The sequence below is a fragment of the Zunongwangia endophytica genome (genome assembly GCF_030409505.1).
In the GTDB taxonomy this organism is placed as follows: domain Bacteria; phylum Bacteroidota; class Bacteroidia; order Flavobacteriales; family Flavobacteriaceae; genus Zunongwangia; species Zunongwangia endophytica.
Genome location: NZ_JAUFPZ010000002.1, coordinates 1,113,902 through 1,132,749 on the forward strand (window position 1 = coordinate 1,113,902; position 18,848 = coordinate 1,132,749).

General features: G+C 32.7%; 18 protein-coding genes. 10 read left to right on the forward strand and 8 right to left on the reverse strand.

All coding sequences use genetic code 11. From position 1 onward, the window contains the following. Nucleotides 1–1,072 precede the first annotated feature (1,072 nt). From QWY91_RS05030 to QWY91_RS05075, 10 genes are all read left to right on the forward strand, one after another. On the forward strand, nucleotides 1,073–1,315 hold the full coding sequence (locus tag QWY91_RS05030; RefSeq protein WP_290232249.1) for a hypothetical protein: 243 nt from the start codon (nucleotides 1,073–1,075) through the stop codon (nucleotides 1,313–1,315). Next, nucleotides 1,306–1,623, forward strand: a complete 318-nt coding sequence (locus QWY91_RS05035; protein ID WP_290232252.1) for a type II toxin-antitoxin system RelE/ParE family toxin — start codon at nucleotides 1,306–1,308, stop codon at nucleotides 1,621–1,623. The genes QWY91_RS05030 and QWY91_RS05035 overlap by 10 nt, the downstream gene beginning before the upstream one ends. Nucleotides 1,624–2,436: 813 nt before the next feature. Then, nucleotides 2,437–3,105, forward strand: coding sequence for a hypothetical protein (locus QWY91_RS05040; protein ID WP_290232253.1), 669 nt, complete (start codon nucleotides 2,437–2,439; stop codon nucleotides 3,103–3,105). 163 nt (nucleotides 3,106–3,268) lie between these two features. Beyond that, nucleotides 3,269–3,640, forward strand: a complete 372-nt coding sequence (locus tag QWY91_RS05045; protein WP_290232255.1) for a transposase — start codon at nucleotides 3,269–3,271, stop codon at nucleotides 3,638–3,640. Beyond that, the gene (locus tag QWY91_RS05050) at nucleotides 3,637–4,491 is read left to right on the forward strand and encodes an IS3 family transposase (RefSeq protein WP_290232257.1); all 855 of its coding nucleotides are present in this window, start codon (nucleotides 3,637–3,639) and stop codon (nucleotides 4,489–4,491) included. The genes QWY91_RS05045 and QWY91_RS05050 overlap by 4 nt, the downstream gene beginning before the upstream one ends. A gap of 54 nt (nucleotides 4,492–4,545) precedes the next feature. Next, nucleotides 4,546–5,646 carry a TlpA family protein disulfide reductase gene (locus QWY91_RS05055; protein ID WP_290232259.1) on the forward strand — a complete coding sequence of 367 codons (1,101 nt, stop codon included), beginning with the start codon at nucleotides 4,546–4,548 and terminating at the stop codon, nucleotides 5,644–5,646. A 289-nt stretch (nucleotides 5,647–5,935) separates the two neighbouring features. After that, entirely contained in the window at nucleotides 5,936–6,520 is a 585-nt protein-coding gene (locus QWY91_RS05060; protein WP_290232261.1) for a Crp/Fnr family transcriptional regulator, read from the forward strand. Nucleotides 6,521–6,594: 74 nt separating this feature from the next. Next, a complete protein-coding gene (locus tag QWY91_RS05065) occupies nucleotides 6,595–7,395 on the forward strand; it encodes a type 1 glutamine amidotransferase domain-containing protein (RefSeq protein ID WP_290232263.1) in 801 nt (266 codons plus the stop codon). Between the two features lie 246 nt (nucleotides 7,396–7,641). Next, nucleotides 7,642–8,673 (forward strand): serine hydrolase domain-containing protein, encoded by a 1,032-nt coding sequence (locus tag QWY91_RS05070; RefSeq protein WP_290232265.1) that lies wholly within the window; start codon nucleotides 7,642–7,644, stop codon nucleotides 8,671–8,673. 93 nt (nucleotides 8,674–8,766) lie between these two features. Beyond that, nucleotides 8,767–9,720 carry a hypothetical protein gene (locus tag QWY91_RS05075; protein WP_290232267.1) on the forward strand — a complete coding sequence of 318 codons (954 nt, stop codon included), beginning with the start codon at nucleotides 8,767–8,769 and terminating at the stop codon, nucleotides 9,718–9,720. Nucleotides 9,721–9,798: 78 nt separating this feature from the next. On the opposite strand, the gene QWY91_RS05080 is transcribed toward QWY91_RS05075, so the two are convergent. The 8 genes from QWY91_RS05080 to araA form a co-directional block, all read right to left on the reverse strand. Continuing rightward, nucleotides 9,799–10,458, reverse strand: a complete 660-nt coding sequence (locus QWY91_RS05080) for a hypothetical protein (protein ID WP_290232269.1) — start codon at nucleotides 10,456–10,458, stop codon at nucleotides 9,799–9,801. Further along, nucleotides 10,455–11,270 (reverse strand): DUF2705 family protein, encoded by an 816-nt coding sequence (locus QWY91_RS05085; RefSeq protein WP_290232270.1) that lies wholly within the window; start codon nucleotides 11,268–11,270, stop codon nucleotides 10,455–10,457. Before QWY91_RS05085 ends, QWY91_RS05080 begins: the two co-directional genes overlap by 4 nt. A gap of 1 nt (nucleotide 11,271) precedes the next feature. After that, nucleotides 11,272–12,132, reverse strand: coding sequence for an ABC transporter ATP-binding protein (locus QWY91_RS05090; RefSeq protein ID WP_290232272.1), 861 nt, complete (start codon nucleotides 12,130–12,132; stop codon nucleotides 11,272–11,274). After that, nucleotides 12,129–12,668 (reverse strand): hypothetical protein, encoded by a 540-nt coding sequence (locus QWY91_RS05095; protein WP_290232274.1) that lies wholly within the window; start codon nucleotides 12,666–12,668, stop codon nucleotides 12,129–12,131. Before QWY91_RS05095 ends, QWY91_RS05090 begins: the two co-directional genes overlap by 4 nt. Nucleotides 12,669–12,840: 172 nt before the next feature. Continuing rightward, on the reverse strand, nucleotides 12,841–13,863 hold the full coding sequence (locus QWY91_RS05100; RefSeq protein ID WP_290232276.1) for a LacI family DNA-binding transcriptional regulator: 1,023 nt from the start codon (nucleotides 13,861–13,863) through the stop codon (nucleotides 12,841–12,843). Nucleotides 13,864–14,417: 554 nt separating this feature from the next. Next, complete coding sequence (locus QWY91_RS05105) at nucleotides 14,418–16,121, reverse strand: sodium:solute symporter (protein WP_290232278.1); 1,704 nt, start codon at nucleotides 16,119–16,121, stop codon at nucleotides 14,418–14,420. Nucleotides 16,122–16,125: 4 nt separating this feature from the next. After that, on the reverse strand, nucleotides 16,126–17,310 hold the full coding sequence (locus tag QWY91_RS05110) for an aldose epimerase family protein (RefSeq protein ID WP_290232279.1): 1,185 nt from the start codon (nucleotides 17,308–17,310) through the stop codon (nucleotides 16,126–16,128). 12 nt (nucleotides 17,311–17,322) lie between these two features. Beyond that, entirely contained in the window at nucleotides 17,323–18,831 is a 1,509-nt protein-coding gene (gene araA / locus QWY91_RS05115; protein ID WP_290232281.1) for an L-arabinose isomerase, read from the reverse strand. Between the last annotated feature and the right edge of the window lie 17 nt (nucleotides 18,832–18,848).

The window sequence follows — 18,848 nt, forward strand, 5'->3', positions numbered from 1 at the left end:
CTCAGACGGATAAATTTTGATGGATAATCTGTTGCGGATAAAGTTCTCTCAGCACTACTCTATTTTTCTGAATCGTTACGCATTTAACCTGCATTAAAATTCGTTTTAAAGCTAATATTTCAGGCTTATTTAATTTTAAAAGCAGGAACGATAAAGTGGGATCGCTAAGCAGAACGTTCTCAGCAAGACGTGTCGCTAAAGTAACCAACAACGTATACCAGCAATTGCGGGTTTGTGTCCTGCGGACACAATATCGAAAGCGTAAAATTCAGGGATTTTTTCTATCTTAGTTTTCTAAACACCGCAACTGACGGGTATACAATACCGTTACCCAAAATAGCTCCTGACAAAAATGACCGAAGAAAATTTAGAATCAAAATTCGTTAAATTCAGAGTAAATTATTTTAGAAATTCAAGAAATAATCTACCAATCAAATCGTGCGCTGAAATTCATTTATATGAAAATTCTAATTTAAAAAGCTAAGCAACAAAGTGGATAAGGAATTAAAAAATATTGGTGAAATTGTAAAATTTGGCCGGCAATTTTTGGGATTTAACGCACTACGGAAAACTAATAATTAAAATAACTTCAATTTAAAATTCAAACTTAAAAAGCTAATGCTGCGCGGAACCAATCTCTCTGAGAATTAAATTAGAAAAATTCAACTTAAAATTTAATCGCAACGCTGGAGAAACTTCAATTTGTAAAACTCTCTTTTCAATTTGGACGCTCAAAAACCTCTCTCCCACTTTAAAAAATTTAAGAAGTAAAATCACATCTAAACCGATATTCGATAAATCTGACAACATTTTAAAAAAGGATAAGAACAAAAAATAAATCAAAGCGTGTCGCTACATTGGGTAACAACGGTTATAATTCATTGCGGCGGAATTTTCTACCGAAAATTCCAGGAATATTTGCTAAATTACAGCCGTAACCGAAAAGTCCTAGCGGACTTTTCCGCAACAAATCATAACCGGAGCCGTTGGCAACAAGCTAAAAAAAATTAGACAATCATAAAAAACAACCAAAATCGATATTTTTGTATCTTTGATAAAAAGATAAAAGGAAATGGATTTAGAAGCAAGAAAAATATCATTTGTTCAAGAGTTTTTAAGACTTCAAAATGAGGAAATCGTTAGCGGACTTGAAAAATTATTACGCAAAAGGAAAGCTGAATTAACTGAAAAGAACTTCAAGCCAATGACAATGGAGCAATATAACGCAGAAATTGACCAAGCAATGGAAGACTCTAAAAATGGAAGAATAATAAAAGCAACGGATTTAAAAGCTAAAATCCAAAAATGGAGTTAGAAGTTTATTGGTTAGAGCTTGCGGAAAATAAACTTGAGGATATTTACAGCTATTATTTAATTAAAGCAAGTAAAAGAGTCGCTGAAAATTTAGTTAATGGAATCGTTGACTCGACTATAGGGATTGAAAAGCAACCAGAAATTGGACAAGTTGAAACCAGCTTGCAGCATAGAAAACAAGAATTTCGATATTTAGTATTTAAGAATTACAAAATAGTTTATTGGATTAATCTTGATTTTAATCGGATCGAAATTGCTAATATTTTTGACACAAGGCAAGATCCAGGAAAAATTAATGAAATGAAATAAAAGCCAGTTGCCAACAACATATATAACAAATAGCTAAGTCTTTTCTAAACCGGAAATTTCAGTATATTTGGTTAGTCGCCAAATCTTTTGATTTGGCTTTTTGAACTAAAATTAAAAATCAAAACGCAAAAGTTTTGGCTTGTGACAAATCGAAAATTAACTCATTTTTGCTCGCTACTTGTCATATATAAACACGTTGCCAGAAATGCCTCCGAAACTCAGTCAAACCGAATATTATTTAAAAGAATTGAAGGTTAATAGGATTCAAAATCTATAAAATTGAGATTCATTTCCTTAAATTTTTGTCAGTACTGACAATCTAAAATTGACGAATATAAAACAATCGAAAATCTATATTTTAAGATTGGTTTTTAAAGAAAATATTCAGAACAAAAGAAAAACTTACTCAGTTCTAAAAACGAAGCGATGAACCAATAACTCTTTGAAAAAATACAAAAAGCAAGAAAGCAGAACCCGAGAAAATATAAATAATAAAATCAATATTTATAAAGTTTTTTTCTGCCCTATTTGATAAAAATTAATAATTGAAATTTGATAGATTTATTAATTATTTTTAAAATGTAGAAATGGAAAAAATTATTGAATTGTACTATGCAGAACGTGTCGGCAAAGCTGGCAACAATGGTTATAATTAATTGCTACTGAATTTTCTATCGAAAATTCAAGACTTTTTGCTAAATTTAGTTACACAATTGAAAATCCTAGCGGATTTTCACGCAACATAATCATAACCCAAACCGTTGTGCGTAAGCTAAAAACAGCAAATTTCACAACAGGTAATTCGACTAAATTATGATGATTGACAAAGAATTTATTGACAAAACCGAACGTTCTGAATGGGATTTTAGCAACGAAATTCTTTACTCAATGTGCAGAGAAAATTTCACTCATACACAAACGGACAAAATTATTGGAAAAACCGTTTTAATTGGTCGAACTTATGCAGCTGCAATTGAAAGAAGAAAAAATAAAACCAAAGAGGAACAAAACGATAATTTTTATATTGACAAAGTTGCACCTGAATTTAAAAAATCAAAATTGGATTTTTATTTAGAAAAACTGAAATCTGAAACAGAACTGGACGAAAAAAATATTCCCGAAATTTTAAAAGTTCATTTTTATTTAACTAGTTTGATTAAGGAATTAACAGAGCAAAACAAAAGATCTTTTTCTTCAAAATATTTACATTTCCATCTTCCTCACTTATTTTTTATTTATGATACAAGAGCTGTAAAAGCAATTGGACTTTTAAAGACGAAATTTCAATATAAATACAAAGAACAAATTAATTCGGAAAATGCTGATAAAGAATACGCATCCTTTTTTTATAAATGTTTTGCTCAAAAAAACAAATTGAAAAACGAATTTAATAGAAAAATATCGACTCGACATATTGACAATATATTAATGAAAGCCGTGGAACTGAATGAAACAAAAGCCTACGCACAACAACGTGTATAATTAATTGCTTTGGTCGTTGCCTATTTGGAAAATTCCTTCGGAATTTTCTCACGTTCGTTTTTGTTTACTAAATTAGTTGCTTAACCACGCAACTAACCATACACAAACACGTTAGCGGTAATATTGACTCGTCCTGAATAAAGGCTACATAATTTCAAACATTATGTATAAAAATGACAGAGTAATCAGACGGTATTCCGAATCGTTCAAACTAAAAATTTTAGACGAACTTACGGCAGGAAAATTAAACAAGTATCAACTAGGTAAAGCTTACGGTATTGCTCCAACAACCATCAACGAGTGGATCAAAAAATATAACCGTAAAGACCTTATGAACACCAGAGTGACTGTGAAAACAAAAGATGAGATTACACGCATCAAACAGCTTCAAAAAGAAATTGAACAGCTGAAGAAACTTCTTTTGAAAAAGGATATGGACGCCCTTATAGAAGATTCTTATCTTGAAGTGGCAGCAGAACAGCTGGGCTATAAATCAGTGCTTGAACTTAAAAAAAAACTAAGTATCAAGCCTTGATCAAGGCCAAGCATAAATCCAGAGGATCTGCATCCCTTTCAGCCATAACAGCCTATTTTGGCCTTAAACGTGACGCCTACTATAAATACAAACATAGAGAAGACCAACGTTCAGAAGTAGAAAATAAGGTTGTTGCCATAGTCAAGAAAAGGCGCAGATCCCTTCCTAGGGAAGGTGTTAGAAAACTGACCAGATCACTCGACAAAGAGTTTACAAATGCCGATTTAAAAATAGGTAGGGATACCTTATTCAACATTCTTAGAAAACATAATATGCTTACACTTAGAAAAAAATACAGTTCCAGAACCACCAACTCATTGCACAGGTTCCGCAAATACAAAAATATCATCAAATACCTCAAAGTAACAAAACCCAACCAAGTCTGGGTAAGTGATATTACTTATATAAGGACCATAAAGGGCTTTTGTTATCTGGCGCTAATTACAGATATGCACAGTCGTAAAATAGTTGGTTATGATATAAGCAATAGCCTAGAACTTAAAGGCTGTCAGAGAGCTTTTAACAAAGCTTTATATCAAGCTGAAGATACTACCGGGCTAATACACCATTCCGACAGAGGTATTCAGTATTGTAGCAATGTATACACTCAAATCCTTAAAAGAAATAGCATAGAAATCAGTATGACTGAAGAAAATCATTGCTACGAAAATGCAATCGCAGAACGGGTAAATGGCATATTAAAAGACGAATTCTATCTCGACCAGACCTTTGATAGCCTACAACATGCTAAGAGGGCTACAAAAAATGCAATTAATTTGTATAATGAAATAAGATTACATTTATCTTTAGACTATCAAACACCAAATATGGTGTATAAATTAACAGCGTAAATCAATTTTAACCTGTAGCCATATTTTAGGACTAGACATTTTTATAAGAATTCAATGAAAAGAATATTATTAATGCTTCTAGCAGTTATTACATTTTGTAGCTGTCAAAAGGAGAAAAAGAAAAATTTAGAGGATGTAATAGCTGAATTCCATCGGCATGTAGAAAACATTGATAAAGTAGAGTATAAAGTGCAAAGAATTGATACTTTTTCAGACGGCTTTGTTTGGAATAACACAGGATATGCACTCATTGAAAAAAGACCTCAAGATAAGATGTTTGGCTTTTCATTCTACGGTAAAAGAAACGATTTGGACAAAGCTAATTTATATGAAAATAGCAAGGCATTTGAAATCAAAGATCAAGAAAACAGCTTTAAATCTATTTACCACAAAGGAGTTTTAGGAAGTCCTGGTGGTCAAATGGTTGTAGAAAACATCTTTCAACTCGACTCTATATATGAAAACTTGGAATTATTAGAGAAAGAAAACAAGTATATTCTTAAATATTCATTTGAGGCTGATACAGTATATGAAATAACCGATAGAGAAAAAATAATCGAATTAAGAAAGAAAGATTTCTTTCCTATTAAGATTATAAACCGCAAAAAATCGCTAGGAAACAATTCTATGTATCAATACGAATTAAACAATGTAAAAATTAATCAAGAAGTTAAAAATTCTGTTTCAGATATTAAAAACAAAATTTCTAATTTTCAATATATTGGTGAAAAGAAACAAACTCCTAATCCAATTTTAAATAAACAATTTCCAAAAATTGATTTACCTTATTTACAGAATGATAATAAAAACCTCATTCTTGAAAATGGAAAAGTTACCCTAATAGACTTTTGGGAAGTCTGGTGCAGTCCATGTATAAAATCGTTTCCTAAAGTACAGGAATTAAAAACAAGATATAATGAAGACCTTTCAGTAATTGGAGTAGTAACAGAAAACAAAGAAAATGCTATAAAACTAATACAGGAAAAAGGTATAACGTTTCCAAATTTACTTGGTGATCAAACTATTCATGAAAAATATAGAGTTGATAGTTTTCCTAGATATTTTCTTATTGATAAAGAAGGTAAAGTAAAAAAAGAATATGTTGTTTACTCAGAGGATATAGAAAAGGATATTCAAAACTTAATTAACGAGTAAAACTGCAGGCAACAACGATTAATCCCAAGTAGCAGTTTTTATTTAAAAAAAGGTAATTTTATAAAACAAGTAAGTAAAAGTTAAGCTGACAAGTCCGCGTCCCATCTTCCGCTACTGTACTTTTCCCGAAATAAATTGACTAAAAATTAAACCCTTTAGTACTACACTGTCAATTTTATTATTGCAAGTAGATAAATATTTAAAATTCTACCTCAATAGGATTTTTAAATTTCCGTAATTCAATATTTAATTTATTAATATTGAATTATAAAGTTTTCTACTAATCTATATGCAACCCGAAAATTCAATTGTATTCGAAATTTTTAAAGGAGTATCCTTTTCTCCTCATCAAATTGATCTCATTGAAAATCAAATTGAAAAAATTACTTTAAAAAAAGGCGATACTTTATTAAAAGTCCAAGAAATAGTTCATTTTCAATATTATGTAAATGAGGGTTGTCTGAGAACCTATTTTATAGACCAAGCTGGGAAAGAACATACCTTACAATTTGCTATTAAAGACTGGTGGATTAGCGATTACACGGCCTTCTTCTCCTCTACTCCAGCTATTATGAATATTGAGTGTATTCAGGATGCGATACTTTATAGAATTTCTAAAGCGAGTATGGAAAGCCTATTTGCAGAGATCCCGCAACTGGAGACGTTCTTCAGAAAAAAAATGGAAGGCGCTTTTGCAAGTTTTCAGAAGAGAATATTAGCCAGTTTAGCACAACCTGCAAAAGAACGATATTCTGCATTTATAAAGTCTTATCCAGATATAGAGCAAAATGTAAAAAATTACCATATCGCTTCGTATCTGGGCATAACTACAGAAAGTTTAAGTCGAATACGAAAAGAAAGCCACGCAAAGTAATTTCTTATCATACATCAATTTTTAAATTCTACTTCTCCCTTAGCTTTGTACTTGTTAAACAATTGAAACAATAAATGAAACGAGTATTAACAGCGATATTCGCTATTGCTTTATTTTCTTCTTGTGGTCAAAACACAAAAAAAGAAAATTCGAATACACAAAGTAAAAGCGAACATCCTAAAAAAAACACTGAAATGAAAAAGGTATTATTTGTATTAACTAGTCACGAAGATTTAGGAGAAACCGGAGAAAAAACCGGATTTTGGATTGAAGAATTTGCAGCTCCTTACTATCTTCTAAAAGATAAGGGGTTTCAGATTACTTTAGCATCACCAAAAGGTGGGCAACCGCCATTAGACCCTAAAAGTGAATCTCCAGACGCTCAAACCACTGCTACAAAACGTTTCTATAAAGATGAAGCTACACAAAATGTGCTAGCTGAAACATTGAAGTTAGCAACTGTAGATCAGGAAGATTTCGATGCGGTATTTTATCCTGGTGGCCACGGACCGTTATGGGATTTAGCTGAAGATAAAAATTCTATCGCCCTAATTGAAGATTTTTATAATCATAACAAACCGGTTGCCGCAGTTTGCCACGCGCCAGGTGTGTTTAAAAACACTAAAAATGCTGACGGATCTTCTTTAGTTGAAGGAAAAAAAGTAACCGGATTTACAAATGAAGAGGAAGAAGCGGTTCAACTTACCAATGTAGTTCCATTCTTAGTAGAAGATATGCTGAAGAAGAATGGTGGTGTTTATTCTAAAAAGGAAGCCTGGACTCCGTATGCTGTAGAAGATGGTTTATTGATTACCGGACAAAACCCTGCATCTTCAGAAAAAGTTGCTGAAATTTTAGCTCAAAGATTGAAGTAATAAAAAATTCTCAAGCATTTTAAAACCGCGACTTGAGACTTTCAAGTTGCGGTTTATTTTTGAAATAATTAATGAATAAAATGAAGTAACCAAACCACTAACCTATTAATTTTCAGTTTTTTAAAACACTTATATTAATAAAAATACAAGCACCGTCTCAAATTCGTTAGCATTTCAAATTATTATTTTTATTACATTTAATCACTCTAAAATTTCATAACCTTTTTAAAATCTTTATTTCTAAAATTGTCTCGTAAAACTTCCAAAAACATACTGCGCATTGGCTTAGCTTTAGGTACAATTATTTCCTTATTTTTTGTTCCGTGGATACTATTAAAAGCCTGGTTGATGCCTTTACCCACTACTATTCAGGAACAGGCGAATGAAGCTATTAAACTTGGTTTTGATGGAATCATTATATATGTAGATAAGAAAGATAGCGAATCTGAATTTTACACTGCCGGATATAAAAATAGAGCAACTAAAGTTCCGGCCGATCCTAATACACTATTCAAAATAGCAAGTGTAAGCAAATTGTATAAAGCAGTGACTGTAGCAAAATTAGTACGAGAACGAAAACTATCTTTAGATAAAACATTGAGTGATTATTTGCCTGAATTAAAAAACAGAATAGAAAATGCTGATAAAATTACTTTGAGAATGATGGTAGAGCATCGAAGTGGTATTCCTAATTATACCGATACTTATATGTATTGGGCTGCCCCAAAAGAAACGGCAGATGAAAACTTGGCGTTGGTTTTAGATTTACCTGCTAAGTTCGATCCGGGAGACGATTATGAATATTCTAATACCAATTACCTACTAATTGATCGTATTATCAATCGAGTGCTAGGGTACGATTCATTTATTTACATTCAAGAAAATATATTAGATCCGCTAGATCTTAATAATACTCATGGATCGATTGAAGATGTAGATATCAATAATGTAATGAGCGGTTATTATATTGGTTACGAGCAGGATTTAAAAACGGACAAAGTAGATTCAATGGTCTCTACCGCAGAAGATGTAGGAAAATTTATTAGGGCTCTTAACGATGGTAGTGTTTTTAAAGATCAAAAAGAAAAAGACATTTATTCTTCAATTTATCGATATAACCACACCGGTTTAATACCCGGTTATCAAACCATTGCTAAATATCATGATGATATCGATGCGGTCGTTGTTCAATTTACAAATACTACAAACTTTGACGGCTACGAATGGAATTTAAACGAAATAGTATATAACAGAATCGTTAAAATACTTCGTAAGTAAAAAATATACCATTCTTCTTCATCCCGCTATAATTGATATGTAAAATATATTATATTAGTTTTCAATTAACGCCATCAATCAAACTCAGTTACTATGTTTCGCCAATCAGCTATTAAAATCTTTGCTTACAGCATCATCGTTTCCTTAGCTTTTGCTTGTAAGAAAGACGTGAAAATTTCAGAAGATGATTATCAAATAGCTTCAGACACCGTCAATTTTCAATGGCTCAAACTGAAACAAGATGGCATCACTATAAATCACGGCGCTATTCTTTTACCTGTTAAATTTGAAGGTATCGACAAAACTTTCAAGATGCAATTGGATCTTGGGATTAATCACAACGTAATTTATGGCGATTCGTTAGAAGTAATTACATCAGCATATCCTAAACTAAGTCAGAATATTCAGCATCGAGATGGTTATAATGTATTTTACAACAAACTAGCTTTCAGAAATGATCAAAAATTAAAATCTGACAATCTATTTATTCAGCAGAATTTTGGCGATAATGGAGATCTTAATGATCTAGATCTTATTGGTACAATTGGTGCCAATGAAATTAAAGGCAAAATTCTTATAATCAACTTTAAATCTCAAAACCTAGTTATTACCGATAAACTTGAAACCTGGGAAGAACAGAATTTTAGTTTTACACCCTTAAAATTCCAAAATAACCAGCTGTATTTAGATCTAATCGCAGGCGGCAATAGCCATCGTTTTATGTATAGTACTCAGGCTAGTCTATTTCCGCTAACCACTGTAGATAAAAATTTGTTTGATAAATTAACCAATAAAAGCTTTAAACAAAATAAGCAACTCAGATCCTTCGGAGAAAAAATAAGCTTTACAGGAAGCGATATAACTACTGCAGTTAAAATTGCCGATTTAAACCTACCGATAAACAACAAAAAAGCCTTTTTTACGGAAGCAAAAACTGCAGTAAAAACTTTAGAATCTGAAAATGCAAAAGGTGTTATTGGGAATGACCTTTTTATGAATAATACGATAGTTATTGACTTGGTGAATAATCGATTTGGAATAAAGTAATTCAATTCAAGATTAGTCAGTAGCAATTTTATTCTTGAAATAGAATTGAAAACTAATCCCAAAAATTTCATTTTCAGATTATCTAAAATCTCTTGAAATCTTATAGTTTTTTATCTGTAGTTTTACCTTACCTGTATTGGTATCTGAGTTTCGCATGGTTTTACGATCGATTTTGGTATCACTCCCCATAAAATTAAGCGGAATCTTAAGATTCTCGATAGCAAAAGAAACTTCAACATAACTAGGTAATATTTCTTCGGAAGTGTAATTCATATCCAGACGATAACTTCCCTGTTTTTTTGTTGTAATTTCTGAAATAATGATATGTTTATTTTCAGTATCCAGATAAAGAGTTGCCATCGCCATATCGGCCTTATCATCTTTCGGAATAATACTTAAAACTTTTAATTCTTTATTGTCGACCGTTTGGAAGCCTCGATCTACGCTAATAAATGGATGCTCAAAAAGTTCTGAAAACGTAAAATCCAATCCACGTTTAGGAAAGATTAGAAAGTCATTGCTAGAAAACTTTACTTTCTCACCACGATTGTAATTCATAGTAGCACTCTTTGATGGCATATTTATAAAAGGGGCTTCCACATCAATTACAATATCAGCGGTAAAATGAGAAATCTGATCCATTTGTTTTTTAATCGCTAATAGATCCTCATCTATTTCCTGAGCTTTTAAAGCTGAAGTAACACTAAGTAAAATGCAGAAAAATATGTTCAATTTCATCCAATATCGCTTTTACTAAATTTATAAATCCCAAAACCAGCAAACAACAACGTATAGATAAAAAGAAGTAAATTATTAAAGGCGATTTTCTTTATATCCAAGTCGTAATTGAAAAACTGCTGCCAGGAATTAGTTAATTTCGGAAATAATAGATCATTCATCATTCCAAAATCTGCTTTTAAAATAATAGAGCACAGAATTAAGAATAGCGCAGATGCTATCCAGGTTTTAGTTGGCTCCTTCAGGAAAATTCCCAAAGTTATGCTTACGGTAGTGAAGAAAATCATACTTAATGTTCCTGAAGCAAAAGCACAAATGATTCGAAAAAAGGCTTCTTCCGAAGAGAAAAAATTTAAAGTTCCCAGATAAACTACTAAATCCCCATCACCAAAAATGCTGTAAGCCAGTAAAAAACTTGTGAGCATTAAGATTCCCAACATCAAAATTGTAAATATAAGAGAGGTAATATACTTGGCTATAATTAGCTTTTTTTTGCTCACTGCCTGTAGCATAAGCGTTTTAAGCGTTCCGGTTTTATATTCCTCAGTAATTAATGCTGAACTCACGATCATCAAAATTAAGGGAAGATTAAACCAAAGTGAATTTAATACTATATAAAGTAAAAGGTTACCGTTAAGCAGGTTCCCTTCAAAATAAAAAGATTGCCTCAAATTATCTAATAAGAGTTCTAAAACAGTTCTTCCCTGATAATAGGCCGCAAAAAAGATGATGAATTCTATGATTAATACCGCAGCAATGGCATACCAGGTTTTTGCTTCTTTGAAGAGCTTAAATAGCTCTATCTTTAACATCCTATACAACATTGCGGATGGGATTTAAAAGCTCATCTAAGGTTACCTGAGGGGTGCAGCTTGCAATTAAGAATCCATTTTCAAGTAGCTTTTGTAAAACCTCAGAAATTTCAGAAGTTGCGCATGCAATCGTTATTCTATTTTTTTCTGAAGAAATTAGATTTGGTAACAAATTTTCCGCTTTTTCTATTCCATCTCCTTTAATTACATATTTTGAAACACAATTTTCAAATAATATATTGGTGTCTCCTTGATTAACGATTTTCCCATTATCGATTACGTATAAATAATTACAGCAATTCTGTAATTCATTCATTAAATGAGAAGAGATAAGCACTGCTTTATTATTTGCAGCAAGTGATTTGATAAGCTGAATCAAAGACGAAACTCCGGTAGGATCCAATCCTGAAAAAGGTTCGTCTAAAATGATAATTTCGGGATCATTTAGAAGCGCTATCGCAATTGCTAACCGTTGTTTCATTCCCATAGAAAAATTACGTACTGCATCTTTTCTATCTAGTGGGAGTCCGACATTTTTTAAATATTCTTGAAGACTTACATTATTTCTTGGAGCATTTTGAATTTCAGCAAAAATCTTAAGATTCTCGTAAGCATTTAGATAACCATACAAGCCGGGATTTTCGATAATCGCTCCAATAGGCTTCAATTTAGCCGAATTAATTTTAAGAGACCCTTCATCTGGCGTAATCAAGTTCGTTAATAGTTTAAATAATGTGGTTTTACCAGCACCATTCTTACCTAGCAAACCGTAAATTCCTCCTGACTTTAGCTGAATAGAAATGTTATCTACTGCATTACCAGATTTGTATCTTTTGGTTAAATTGGTTACCTCTAAAATCAATAAAGTAGATTTTGATGGTTTCTAAAATCAAATTTAGGGGAATAATAACGCTCCAAAAATGTACGCGACCAAAAATATCTTCGGAAGAGAAATAAGGGATCTTTAAGCATAAATATAGGAATAAAATGATACCAGGCTACGCCACTTTTTTGATAATATCGTTTGACATCGTTATCTAAGCCAAGCTCTTTTGCGGCTGCCAAAAATGCCATTCGCTGGCACTTACTTCCCATATAATTTTTGGCGATTTTTGAAGTAAATCCATGTCGAAATAATTGATCTTTTACCCTTTTATAATTTTGAAATCTGGACCAAACATCTGCCAGTACCAAAAACATGTGGATAAAAGAGAACATCAAACACCACAACCAAAAGCTAATAATCAGTAGATCTTCAGAATCTAAGGATTTATGGAATTCAGAATAATAGAAAAGAGTTTCTATAATAAATAATAGAAGTGCACCGTATAACAGTTTCCCTACATTCCAATAAGATTTTAAAATTGTGGGCTGTTTTGGTAAATCATGGAAGTTCATATTGGAAAGGCAATAACAATCCTTGCAAATATAAAATCATTGTTTCACACGAGTACATTCATTGATCCGCTTTAACTTAAATTTATAATCGGTGAAATATATCTCTATTTTATAATGTCATCAAGCTTCTAAAGTCTATTTAAGAACCATTAAATTAGATATATAAACTCTACTAACGCCCAGTAGATGAATCCCGTTCGTTTAAGGTTGTAGAAAGAACTTTTTGACTGGTAATGGGTTTTCCGCTAGGATCTTTCAACATTTTTAGCATAATATTCATCACTTCCTGCCCTATTTTTTCCATAGGTTGAGATACGGCGGTAATAGAAGGCGAATAAATTTCAAAAAAGTCGTTATCATCAAAAGTACTTATTCCTATTTTATTCATCAGATCAGGAAAAGATTCCGTGATCACCTCTAACCCAATTTGAGTTAGATAATTGGTTGCGAAAAATAGCGCATCTACGTCTTCTTTATTCAGAAAATTTTGAATCAGTGCTTTAATTTTTGACTTATTATTTTCATAAAAAGGAACTTCTAAAATGAATTCTTTAAGATTGTTATCTTCTAACGCGATTTTATATCCGTTTTTTCTATCCTGCATTTGCGTTTGCTCTGATGCGATGGTTACAAATGCTATTTTCTTAAACGAATTTTCAATTAGACGATTGGTTGCATGTTGAACTGCTTCAGCATTATTTACAATCACATAGTTCGTTTCTAAATCGGGAAAGTAACGATCAAATAAAACTACAGGAATATCATCTTCTACTAAATCCTGAATTTCACTTTCTATGCCGGGAGAAGGCACTATTATATAGCCATCCACTTGGCGTTCTCTAAACAAATTAATCAATTCCTTTGATCTCTCATCATCATTCTCACTGCTACAAAATAATACCTTATACCCCTTTTCGTATGCAATATCTTCAATAATACGCGCTACTTTAGAGAAAAAGTAATTTGAAATATCTTCAACCATTACCACTATAATTTTACTGCGTCCAGTACGTAAACTTTGAGCAAGCAAATTGGGTTTATAGTTTATTGATTTCGCATATTCGATAATTTTCTTTGCTACCTGATCTGAAATACGTTTTTCCTTAGCTTTTCCATTCAGCACAAACGAAACTGTAGTCACAGATACATTTAAAGCTGCAGCAATATCTTTAATGGAGTAGCGCTTATTTTTCATTTTAATAGAGAGTTATAGTACGTAAAATTATAGTTTGTTTATTCGATTTTCATTTTCTGAAAACAGATTAATATATTGACATAATCAATCCAGTAACATTTAGAAATTCTTAGATTTAAACGGCTGAATTTTACTATTTGACAGAAATAAACAACACCTAAATATCCATAGAATTTTATTAAAAGAAACGAAAATTATTTCATTTGACCCTTAATTTTTTGAATAAATACAGCTATTTAACCGTCGGAACACATAATTTATAATATGAATAAATTACTGCTTTTGGAAATAAAATTCAAAAAATGAAAAGATTGAGAAAATACGATTTTGACACAGTACGAAGAAGCTCTTAGAATAGGGAGAGAGACACTACCCTCTCTCCCCTTTATGTAAAATTCACACTTACAAACTCTAAGTGTATTGTATATTCAAAGTAATAATCAAATATACATAAAACCTTTTAGCAAATAAAACAATTTATTCAATTTCAATGAAATAGCTCATAAAAAAACCGGTAATGTACATTACCGGTTTTTAAAAATATCAAAACAATTCTACCAAAAATACCAGTAGAATGCTCCTGTTAGTCCTAGAATAACTACAGAATGTATAACATCCCATTTATTCCAACTTTTACGATCTTCATCATCATCCTCTTTACTGGTAGTTCCAAATACTAAACCTTTTATTTTAGCAGTATCTGGTGCTTCCGTTAATAAACTAACGACTACCACTACTAGTATACAGAATAAGAACATCCAACCACAGAAATAAAGCCAGTTTAAGTCGTAGAAAAGGTATTTGAATATTGTATCATCAGATACCTCTAGATTACTATAATATACTTTTGCGCCTAAACGAGTTAATCCAATAATCAAACCTGAAATTAATCCCCACATACCGCCTTTCGCGCTGGTACGCTTCCATGTAATTCCTAATAGGAAAGCAGCTGCGATACCTGGTGCCAATACAGATTGTACGTCTTGTAAATAGGTATACAATACATCACCAACACTTCGCATAATAGGAATCCAAAGAATACCTAAAACCACGATTACTAAGGTGGCAATTTGTCCTATTCTTACTAACTTATTTTCTGGTGTTTCAGGTTTCAGTTTTTTATAGAAATCTATGGTAAATAGCATTGCAGAAGAGTTGAATAAAGAAGCTAAAGAACTCATCAAGGCTGCTAAAATTCCACAAACTACCAATCCTTTTACTCCGGCAGGCAATAATTTGGCGACCAAATTAGGGAAAGCCGCATCGGCATTCGCTACACCGTTATCTAAAAATGGTAAGAAACCTTCTCCTCCTGTAGATACACTTTGATAGTGAAGTGAAAATGCTATCATACCTGGAATTAAGAATAGAAAAACAGGTAATAATTTTAAATAAGCACCAAATATAGTTCCACGTCGAGATTCTTTTAGGTTTTTACCTGAAAGCACTCTTTGAACGATATATTGATCTGTACACCAGTACCAAAATCCAATTATAGAAGATCCAATTAATGCACCTAACCATGGGAAGTTCTCGTCTTTATTGCTTCTTATTAGATTCACCATAGAATCTCCGTAGTCATTAACTTCTACAGCACTAGTAATGGCTATCATTTCATCCCAGCCTCCTAATTCTTTAAGTCCTAATACAACAATTATAGCTGAACCTAAAAGTAAGATTGGTGTCTGTAAAATTGAAGTATATAACACCGACTTCATTCCACCAAATATGGTATATAAAGCAGTAATTAATACTAATCCAATTGCAGCAATCCAAAAGAAATCAATTCCCCAAAGCGTTTCAATACCAAAAACTTCCTGAAAAACTAATCCTCCAGCATAAACTGTTACGGCTACTTTGGTAAGTACATAACTAATTAAAGATATAACTGAAAGAATCGTACGTGACTCTTTATTATATCTACGTTCTAAGAATTCTGGCATAGTATATACCATACTTCGACTATAAAAAGGAACAAAAACCCATCCTAATATAAGTATCATCCATCCCTGGATTTCCCAGTGTGCCATTGCCATACCACTGGAAGCTCCAGCCCCGGCAAGACCGATTAAATGTTCAGAACCAATGTTCGAAGCAAATATCGATGTTCCGATTGCGATCCAACCAGCGTCCTTTCCTCCTAAAAAATAGTCTTCAGAATTATTAGATTTTTGGCTCACAACATAGACAATAACTCCTATAAGTAGCAGACAAAAAACACCAATAACGACCCAGTCTAAAAATTCGAATGTTTGCATATTACTATTTTACAGAAAATTTAAATGTTGTTTTCGAATTGTATTTCTCTCCAGGATTTAGAACTACTGAAGGAAATTTTTCCTGATTTGGTGAATCCGGATAATGCTGTGTTTCTAAACAAAAACCTGAACGTTTTGCATAAGTACCTTCTCCACCCTGGCGTGGTAAAGTCCCGTCAAGAAAATTACCTGTGTAAAATTGAATTCCCGGCTCGGTAGTAGAAACTTCTAGAAAACGACCACTTTCTGGATCATAAGCTGAAGCAGCAAAATGCATGCTTTCAGATTGATCATTCAAAACCCAACAATGATCATAACCTTGTCCTAATTCTAATTGTTTATTTTCAGCTTCAATCTCCTTACCTACTTTCTTAGCTTCAGTAAAATCGAAAGGAGTACCTTCAACCATTTTAAACTCTCCGGTAGGAATTAAAGTTTCGTCTACAGGTAAAAACTCATCTGCAGCTATAGTCACTTCATGATCTAAAATCGTTTCGTCAAAATTACCGGTCAAATTGAAATAAGAATGTTGTGTAAGATTAACAACAGTTTTCTTATCAGTTTCAGCTTCATACGCTACATCAAGAGAATTATCTTCATTCAGAGTATAAGTAACAGTAACATCAAGGTTTCCTGGATATCCCATTTCTCCGTCTTTACTAGCATATTTAAGTACTAAAGAAGTACTATCGGATGGAACTTCTGCTGTCCACATTACTTTATCAAAACCTTGATCACCACCGTGAAGAGAGTTTTTTCCGTTATTCTGCGGAAGTTGATATTCTTCACCATCCAGGCTGAATTTGCCATCTGCAATTCTATTCCCATATCGACCAATTAAAGCACCAAAATAAGGGTGCTCTGAAGTGTACTGACTTAATGAATCGAAGCCTAAAATTACATCTTCAAATTCGTCATTTTTATCTGGAACTTTAAGTGACGTTATACGACCACCGTAAGTGATTATTTTCACTTCCATCCCAGCCTCATTTGTTAAGGTATATTGCTCTACCTTTTCACCTTCAGCAGTTGTACCGTAATCTTCTTTAGATAAGAAATCGATTTCGGATTCGGTTGTGGTTACCTCTTCTTCTGTTTTTTCAGACTTTCCGTCTCCCTTACAATTGGTAAGGGAAAACAGAAAACTGAATAAACATAGGAAGTAAACCGTATGCTTTATTTTTCTCATAATTTAAAACAGTTACATTTTATGTTGAAAGAGATGGTAATACGCTTCATTTGCATTCAACGTATCTTTAAATTCTCTTATTCTGGTATTATCATCTATTACCAAAAGTTCTACTCCGGCAATATCTGCAAAATCTTCCATATATTCTGTAGTTAAGGCCTGAGAATAAACTGTATGGTGTGCACCACCAGCTAAAATCCAAGCTGTCGCAGCTACTTCAAGATCTGGTTTACAATCCCAAAGAACTCTAGCTACAGGTAATTTTGGCAATTCCTGCTCAGGAGCAACTGCTTCAACTTCATTTACTATAAGTCTAAAGCGATTTCCCATATCGATCCAAGTAGCGTTGATTGCGTCTCCTGCTGGAGAATTAAACACCAAACGTACAGGATCTTCTTTTCCTCCAATTCCTAATGGATGAACTTCACAAGAAGGTTTTGCATCTGCTATACTTGGGCAAATCTCTAACATGTGAGATCCCATTACTAAAGATTTCTCTGGAGTGAAATGGTAAGTATAATCTTCCATAAAAGAAGTTCCACCTTCTAGGCCATAAGCCATAACCTTCATTACTCTGGTTAGAGCAGCTGTTTTCCAGTCTCCTTCTCCACCAAAGCCATAACCATCTGCCATAAGACGTTGCACAGCAAGACCTGGTAATTGTTTTAATTCTCCAAGATTTTCGAAAGTATCAGTAAATGCTTTAAAACCGCCTTCATCTAAAAATTTACGTAAACCTAGTTCAATTTTAGCAGCGTCGACTAAAGATTGTCTTTGATCGCCACCTTCCTTAAGACTATCAGTAAGATTATAATCCTTAGCGTAAGTATCTAAAAGTTGATTTAGTTCCTCATCGGTAATTTCATTAATCTTGGCTACAACGTCAGAAGAATCGTATGCATTTACAGCAACTCCAAATTTCAACTGCGCTTCCACTTTATCACCTTCAGTTACGGCTACATTACGCATATTGTCTCCAATACGAGCAACTTTTAAATTTTGCATTTCGTCCCATCCTAAAGCTACGCGAGACCAAATACCAAGTTTCTTTTGTACTCTATCCGATTTCCAGTGTCCTACTACTACTTTACGTTTTTTACGCATTCTAGACATCATAAAACCAAATTCACGATCACCGTGAGCAGATTGGTTCAGATTCATAAAGTCCATGTCGATATCACTCCACGGCACTTCAGCATTAAATTGCGTATGTAAATGGCAAATTGGCTTACTTAATAAAGTTAAACCTTTAATCCACATTTTTGAAGGAGAAAACGTATGCATCCAGGCTACTAAGCCGATACATTTTTCTGAATTATTAGCATCGCGCATAACTGCTGCGATTTCATCTTCAGTTTTTACGGTGTCCTTATAAACAATTTTAACCGGAATTTCTGAAGAAGTATCTAATCCTTCTACGATTTCTTTTGAGTTTTTTGCTACCTGCTCTAAAGTTTCAGGTCCGTACAAATGCTGGCTTCCTGTTATAAACCAGATTTCTTTACTTTCTATAGCAACCATTGATTATTTTGTTAGGG

Coding starts and splice junctions, on each gene's coding strand:
- QWY91_RS05080 (WP_290232269.1), bottom strand. CDS start 10,458: ATGAAATTGAACATATTTTTCTGCATTTTACTTAGTGTTACTTCAGCT.
- QWY91_RS05100 (WP_290232276.1), bottom strand. CDS start 13,863: ATGAAAAATAAGCGCTACTCCATTAAAGATATTGCTGCAGCTTTAAAT.
- QWY91_RS05110 (WP_290232279.1), bottom strand. CDS start 17,310: ATGAGAAAAATAAAGCATACGGTTTACTTCCTATGTTTATTCAGTTTT.
- QWY91_RS05105 (WP_290232278.1), bottom strand. CDS start 16,121: ATGCAAACATTCGAATTTTTAGACTGGGTCGTTATTGGTGTTTTTTGT.
- QWY91_RS05040 (WP_290232253.1), top strand. CDS start 2,437: ATGATGATTGACAAAGAATTTATTGACAAAACCGAACGTTCTGAATGG.
- QWY91_RS05035 (WP_290232252.1), top strand. CDS start 1,306: ATGGAGTTAGAAGTTTATTGGTTAGAGCTTGCGGAAAATAAACTTGAG.
- QWY91_RS05060 (WP_290232261.1), top strand. CDS start 5,936: ATGCAACCCGAAAATTCAATTGTATTCGAAATTTTTAAAGGAGTATCC.
- QWY91_RS05045 (WP_290232255.1), top strand. CDS start 3,269: ATGTATAAAAATGACAGAGTAATCAGACGGTATTCCGAATCGTTCAAA.
- QWY91_RS05030 (WP_290232249.1), top strand. CDS start 1,073: ATGGATTTAGAAGCAAGAAAAATATCATTTGTTCAAGAGTTTTTAAGA.
- QWY91_RS05095 (WP_290232274.1), bottom strand. CDS start 12,668: ATGAACTTCCATGATTTACCAAAACAGCCCACAATTTTAAAATCTTAT.
- QWY91_RS05075 (WP_290232267.1), top strand. CDS start 8,767: ATGTTTCGCCAATCAGCTATTAAAATCTTTGCTTACAGCATCATCGTT.
- QWY91_RS05065 (WP_290232263.1), top strand. CDS start 6,595: ATGAAACGAGTATTAACAGCGATATTCGCTATTGCTTTATTTTCTTCT.
- QWY91_RS05055 (WP_290232259.1), top strand. CDS start 4,546: ATGAAAAGAATATTATTAATGCTTCTAGCAGTTATTACATTTTGTAGC.
- araA (WP_290232281.1), bottom strand. CDS start 18,831: ATGGTTGCTATAGAAAGTAAAGAAATCTGGTTTATAACAGGAAGCCAG.
- QWY91_RS05085 (WP_290232270.1), bottom strand. CDS start 11,270: ATGTTAAAGATAGAGCTATTTAAGCTCTTCAAAGAAGCAAAAACCTGG.